Source organism: Bradyrhizobium sp., assembly GCF_017881085.1.
In the GTDB taxonomy this organism is placed as follows: domain Bacteria; phylum Pseudomonadota; class Alphaproteobacteria; order Rhizobiales; family Xanthobacteraceae; genus Bradyrhizobium.
Genome location: NZ_JADGRI010000313.1, coordinates 1 through 6,172 on the forward strand (window position 1 = coordinate 1; position 6,172 = coordinate 6,172).

General features: G+C 64.1%; 7 protein-coding genes and 1 pseudogene. All 8 read left to right on the forward strand.

Annotated features, from left to right (window positions below):
* The first annotated feature begins 1 nt into the window (after position 1).
* The gene (locus QZ213_RS23010; protein WP_291688384.1) at positions 2 to 502 is read left to right on the forward strand and encodes a chromate transporter; all 501 of its coding nucleotides are present in this window, start codon (positions 2 to 4) and stop codon (positions 500 to 502) included.
* Positions 499 to 1,035: a chromate transporter gene (locus tag QZ213_RS23015; RefSeq protein WP_291688385.1), complete on the forward strand. Its 537-nt coding sequence runs from the start codon at positions 499 to 501 to the stop codon at positions 1,033 to 1,035. The genes QZ213_RS23010 and QZ213_RS23015 overlap by 4 nt, the downstream gene beginning before the upstream one ends.
* 111 nt (positions 1,036 to 1,146) lie before the next feature.
* Positions 1,147 to 2,127, forward strand: a complete 981-nt coding sequence (locus tag QZ213_RS23020; protein WP_291688386.1) for a tripartite tricarboxylate transporter substrate-binding protein — start codon at positions 1,147 to 1,149, stop codon at positions 2,125 to 2,127.
* 236 nt (positions 2,128 to 2,363) lie between these two features.
* Entirely contained in the window at positions 2,364 to 3,158 is a 795-nt protein-coding gene (locus QZ213_RS23025; protein ID WP_291688387.1) for a thymidylate synthase, read from the forward strand.
* Positions 3,155 to 3,709, forward strand: a complete 555-nt coding sequence (locus tag QZ213_RS23030) for a dihydrofolate reductase (protein WP_291688388.1) — start codon at positions 3,155 to 3,157, stop codon at positions 3,707 to 3,709. The genes QZ213_RS23025 and QZ213_RS23030 overlap by 4 nt, the downstream gene beginning before the upstream one ends.
* A 157-nt stretch (positions 3,710 to 3,866) precedes the next feature.
* A complete protein-coding gene (gene hflK / locus QZ213_RS23035; protein ID WP_291688389.1) occupies positions 3,867 to 5,018 on the forward strand; it encodes an FtsH protease activity modulator HflK in 1,152 nt (383 codons plus the stop codon).
* A complete protein-coding gene (hflC, locus tag QZ213_RS23040; RefSeq protein ID WP_291688390.1) occupies positions 5,015 to 5,920 on the forward strand; it encodes a protease modulator HflC in 906 nt (301 codons plus the stop codon). Before hflK ends, hflC begins: the two co-directional genes overlap by 4 nt.
* Before the next feature lie 172 nt (positions 5,921 to 6,092).
* Positions 6,093 to 6,172: pseudogene (locus QZ213_RS23045) on the forward strand (DUF2065 domain-containing protein); the annotation flags it as partial.

A 6,172-nucleotide genomic window follows, 5' to 3' on the forward strand; every position in this document is an offset into this window, starting at 1 on the left:
ACTGTCCGGCTTCGGCGGCGTGCTGGCCTTTGCGCGGCGCGGCATCGTCGATCAGCACCGATGGATGACGGCCGAGGAGTTCAACGAAACCTTCGCGCTCTGCCATTTTTTGCCCGGCCCGAACATCGTCAACCTCAGCGTAGTGTTCGGATCGCGCTTTCGCGGAGTTCCCGGCAGCATCGCGGCCTTTGCCGGGCTGCTCGGTCCTCCCGTGGTCATCGTGACCGTCCTGGCTGCGCTCTATGCGCGTTTCGGCGAAATCGACGCGCTTCGGCGCATCCTGTCGGGCGTGTCCTGCGCGGCGGTCGGGCTTTTGATATCGGTGGTCTTTCGGATGATGATGCCGCTGATCAGGAAGCGCGATGTCGTGGGCGTCGTGGTGCTGGCCGCGGTGTTTACCGCGATCGGCGTGCTGAGGCTGCCGCTGCCCGCGGTCCTGCTGGTGGCGATCCCGCTCAGCATCGCCACCACCTTTGCGATGCGCCGCCGGGTGGCGGCATGAATCTCAACCAGAGCCCGATCTGGACGCTGATCTCGACCTTCGGGCTGATGTCGCTGTTCGCGGTGGGCGGTGCCAATGCGGCGATCCCCGAGATGCACCGCATCGCGGTCGACGTTCAGCACTGGCTGACCGACAAGCAATTCGCCGATGTCTATGCGATCTCGCAGCTCTCGCCGGGGCCCAACGTGCTGATCGTGACTTTGATCGGCTATGCCGTCGCGGGCGTCGCCGGCGCGCTCGCCGCAACCCTTGCGATGTGCGTTCCGACAGCCATGCTGGCCTATTGGGTGAGCCGCCTGCTGACGCGTTCGAGCCATTCGCGCTGGCCCACCATTATCCAGGCGGCGCTGGTGCCGCTTTCGATCGGGCTGATGGGGGCCAGCGGGCTCGTGCTGGCGCTCACCGCCGATCGGACCTGGACGGCCGCTTTTGTCACCGCCGCCGTCGCGGTGCTGGCTTTTGCAACGCGGCTCAATCCGCTCTGGCTGTTGCTCGCCGGCGGCCTCTTGGGTTTTGCCGGCGTGATCGGATGAGATAGGCAGCCGCCGCGTAACCCGAAGTTAATGGCTGCCGGGGCTGATGGTAGATGGAATGCCGCCGATGCGCAGCCGCGCCAGGCGGAGGCGCGTTTTCGGAGACATCTGATGCATCGGGTAAGTCGCGTGCTTGCGGCCGGGACGCTGGCTGCGCTTACCGGTGTTGGCGCGATCGCCGCGCAGGCCGAGGACTACCCGATCCGCAGCATCACGATGATCGTGCCGTTCGCGGCGGGCGGTCCGACCGACGTCGTCGCGCGTATCGTCACGGCGCATATGGCGAGAACGCTCGGCAAAAGCATCATCATCGAAAATGTGGTCGGGGGCGGCGGCACTACCGCCACGATCCGCGCCGCGCGCGCCGCGAACGACGGATATACGCTGATCGCGGGACATATGGGGACGCACGCGGCCGCGGTCCCGCTTTACCCCAACCTTGCCTACGATCCGGAAAAGGATTTCGCGCCGGTGGCGCTGTTGGCCGGCACGCCGATCGTGATCCTGGCGCGCAAGGATTTTCCGCCCAGGGATTTCCGGGAATTCATGGTTTACGTGAAAGACCACGCCGACGCCGTCAAGGCGGCGCATGCCGGGGTCGGCTCGGTGTCGCAAGTGGCGTGCCAACTCCTCGATTCGATCCTCGATATCAAACCGGCAGGCGTGGCGTTCAACGGCACCGGCCCGGCGATGAATGCGCTGGTCGCCGGACGGGCCGACTACATGTGCGACCAGATCGCCAACGCCGTGCCGCAGATCGGGCTCGGCACGATCAAGGCCTATGCGGTGGCAACGCCCGAGCGCAATGCGGCGCTTCCGCAGATTCCGACCAGCAGCGAGGCCGGCTTGCCGGCGTTCCAGGTCCAGGCGTGGAACGCGATCTTCGCGCCGAAGGGGACGCCTGCGCCGGTCATCGCCAGGCTCAACGCGGCGGCGGTCAAGGCGCTGGACGATGAAGCCGTCCGCCGGCGTCTGCTCGAACTCGGCAACGTGATCCCCCAGCCTTCGGAACGCACGCCGGAAGCGCTGGCGGCGCTGGTGAAAAGCGAAATCAAGCGGTGGAATTCGGTGCTGAAGCCCGCCGCCCATTGATCCCGAAGGCGTGATCGCAAACGCCGTGATCCCAAGGCTCGATCCCAAGGCTCGATCCCAAGGCTCGATCTCGAGGCTCGTCGCCCCTCCAGGCCTTGCCGTTTGGGGCCCGGATGGTCATTTTTCCGGGTATAATGGACGGGTTCCGCCGAATCGGCGCTGTCGGATAACCGGTCCGGCCGCTAGAACGTGCTTTCCTGGAATTCGCCTTCGCCAAAGGCTCATGACGCAGCACCATGAATCAGTATCACGACCTGCTCGAACGGATTCTGTCAGACGGCGCGGAGAAGGGTGACCGCACCGGCACCGGCACGCTGTCGATCTTCGGCCATCAGATGCGCTTCAACCTGGCCGCCGGATTTCCGATGCTGACCACCAAGAAGCTGCCGCTGAAGTCGATCGTGTACGAGCTCTTGTGGTTTCTCAAGGGCGATACCAACATCAAATACCTCAAGGACCATGGCGTTTCGATCTGGGACGAATGGGCCGACGCCAACGGCGATCTCGGCCCGGTCTACGGATCGCAATGGCGATCCTGGCCGGCGCCGGACGGGCGCCACATCGACCAGATATCCAACGTCATCGACATGATCCGGCGCAATCCGGATTCGCGGCGCCTGATCGTCAGTGCATGGAATCCGGCCGACGTCGACAAGATGGCGCTGCCGCCGTGTCACTGCCTGTTTCAGTTCTACGTCGCAGGCGGCAGGCTGTCGTGCCAGCTCTATCAGCGTTCGGCCGACGTCTTTCTCGGCGTTCCCTTCAACATCGCATCCTATGCGCTGTTGACGATGATGGTGGCGCAGGTGACGGGACTGAAGCCGGGGGACTTCGTGCACTCCTTCGGCGACGTGCACCTCTATTCCAACCATGTCGAGCAGGCCCGGCTGCAATTGACGCGCCCGACCCGGCCGTTGCCGGTGATGAAGCTCAATCCCGACGTGGAGGATATCTTCGCGTTCCGCTACGAGGACTTCACGCTGGCCGGCTACGATCCGCATCCGCACATCAAGGCCGAGGTCGCGGTGTGATCGCGACTGCCCAGGCTCTTCCTGACATCAGGGTTTCTCCTGAAATCGTTCTCATCGTCGCGGTCGCCGACAACGGCGTGATCGGCTCGCGCGGCGCCATGCCGTGGCGGCTGAAATCCGACATGCGGCGCTTAAAGGCGATGACGCTTGCGAGGCCCGTCGTGATGGGGCGCAAGACCTTCGCGTCGATCGGCAGGCCACTTCCCGGCCGCACCAATATCGTCGTCACCCGCGACGCCGGTTTTCGCGCGCACGGGGCGGTGGTGACGACGTCCATTGCCGATGCCCGCGCGGTCGCCCGGGGCGACGCGCTGCGGCGTTTCGCCACTGAAATTGCCGTGATCGGCGGTGCGGAAATCTACACCCAATGGATGGATTGCGCTGACCGTCTGGAGATCACCGAAGTGCACGCCCGGCCCGAGGGCGATACCTGTTTTGCCGCAATTGACGCGGCTATCTGGCAAGAGGTTGCGCGCGAGCGCCATCCGGCAGGCCCGGACGACAGCGCGGACTTCTCCTATGTGACATATCGCCGACGAAAGTCGCATTAACTCCATTTGGCAATGTTTACATTGACAATTTGCCGCTCAGGCATAGCTGCTTCGAGCCAGAAGCTTGCGTTGTAAGGGCCCGGGCGGTCCCCTATAAAGCCTGCGGACATTGCGAGGCCGGGCATCCGCCCATGGGCCGCGCGAAGGAGACCAATCGATGCCGTGGAAGAATCAAGGCGGAGGCCCATGGGGCTCGGGTCCGAAGGGACCGTGGGGCTCCGGCCCGCAACCGGTGGGGCCAAGGCCGCCCGATCTTGAAGACCTTCTGCGCCGCGCCCAGGACCGGCTGCAGCAGTTGCTGCCGGGCGGGTATTTCAGCGGCATCGGCATCATGCTGGTGCTGCTCGTCGCGGTCGCGATCTGGGGATTGTCCGGCTTCTATCGCGTGCAGTCCGAAGAGCTCGGCATCGTGCTGCGCTTCGGCAAGTATGTGCGCGACGCTCAGCCCGGCTTGAACTATCACTTGCCGTATCCGATCGAGACCGTGCTGCTGCCGAAGGCGCTGCGGGTCTCCACCATCTCGATCGGCATGACGCTGATCGACGATCCCGCCCGCCGCGGCAGGACGATGCGCGACGTGCCGGAAGAAAGCCTGATGCTGACCGGCGACGAGAACATCGTCGACGTGGATTTCACCGTGCTGTGGCGCATCAAGCCGAAGGGCGCCGCCGATTATCTGTTCAACATCCAGAATCCCGAAGGCACCGTGAAGGCGGTCGCCGAAAGCGCGATGCGCGAGGCGGTCGGCAAGGCCAACATCCAGCCGATCCTGACCGGCGCCCGCACCACCACGGAAGCCAACGTGCAGGAATTGATGCAGAAGACGCTCGACAGCTACGGCTCGGGCATCCTGGTGCAGCAGGTGCAGATGCAGAAGGTCGATCCGCCGGCGCAGGTGATCGATTCGTTCCGCGACGTGCAGGCGGCGCGCGCCGATCTCGAGCGCTTGCAGAACGAAGCGCAGACCTATGCCAACCGCGTCGTTCCCGACGCCAAGGGACGCGCGTCGCAGATCCTGCAGGCCGCCGAAGGCTACAAGCAGCAGGCGGTCGCCGAGGCCAAGGGACAAAGCTCGCGCTTCCTCAAGGTCTACGACGAATACAAGAAGGCGCCTGACGTGACGCGGCAACGCATCTATCTGGAGACGATGGAGCGCGTTCTCGGCGGCTCCGAGAAGCTGATCTATGACGGCGGCGGCTCGTCCTCGCAGGGCGTGGTGCCGTATCTGCCGCTCAACGAACTGACGCCGCGGCGTCCGCCGGCGGCGACGACGGGCCAGCCGCAACAGCAGAGCGGAGCCACACGATGAGATCCCCAGTCGCAGGCATCGTTGCGCTGATTCTGCTGCTTGCCGTCCTTATCGTCGGCTACAGTTCGGTCTTCACCGTGGATATGACCGAGCAGGCCCTGGTGGTCCGGCTCGGCGCTCCGCAAGCCCCCGTCACCGAGCCGGGCCTGCATTTCAAGGCTCCGTTCATCGATACCGTGATCCCGATCGACAAGCGGATCCTCGATCTCGAAAATCCGTCGCAGGAAGTGATTGCGTCGGACCAGAAGCGGCTGGTGGTCGACGCTTTCGCCCGCTACCGCATCAAGGACGCGCTGCACTTCTACCAGAGTGTCGGCTCGATCCAGGCCGCCAACATCCAGCTCACGACGCTGCTGAACGCTTCGCTGCGCCGGGTGCTCGGCGAGGTCACCTTCATCCAGGTGGTGCGCGACGAGCGCGAAGCCCTGATGGCGCGGATCCGCGATCAGCTCGACAAGGAAGCTGGCGGCTACGGTATCCAGGTGGTTGATGTCAGGATCAGGCGTGCCGATCTGCCGGAGCAGAACAGCCAGGCGGTCTACCAGCGCATGCAGACCGAGCGGCAGCGCGAAGCCGCCGAATTCCGCGCGCAAGGCGGCCAGAAGGCGCAGGAGATACGCTCTAACGCCGATCGCGAAGCCACCGTCATCATCGCCGAGGCCAATTCGACCGGCGAGCGGGTGCGCGGCGAGGGCGATGGCGAGCGCAACCGGCTGTTCGCCGAGGCCTATGGCAAGGATCCGGATTTCTTCGCCTTCTACCGGTCGATGACGGCGTATGAAAACGGGCTGAAGAGCAGCGATACCCGTTTCCTGCTGAAGCCGGACTCCGACTTCTTCAAGTTCTTCGGCGGCCCCGGCAAGGCGCCTGCGGCGGATCAACCGGCGGCAGCCAAGCCATAATGGCAAATCACGAGCGGTGCGCAGTGAAACTTCGCCCCTCGCGAGAGCATGATCCGGAAAAGTGGGGACCGATTTTCCGAAAAGATCATGCTCAAACAAAGAGATGAGATCACGATCCGATAGGATCGTGATCTCGAAGCAAAAAAGAACATCAACGGGAGGTTTCAGTCCGATGAGGTCCATAGCGTTCGCCGACTTCCTCATCGGTGTGGGCATTCTGTTTGTGCTTGAAGGCCTGATGTTCGCGGCAAG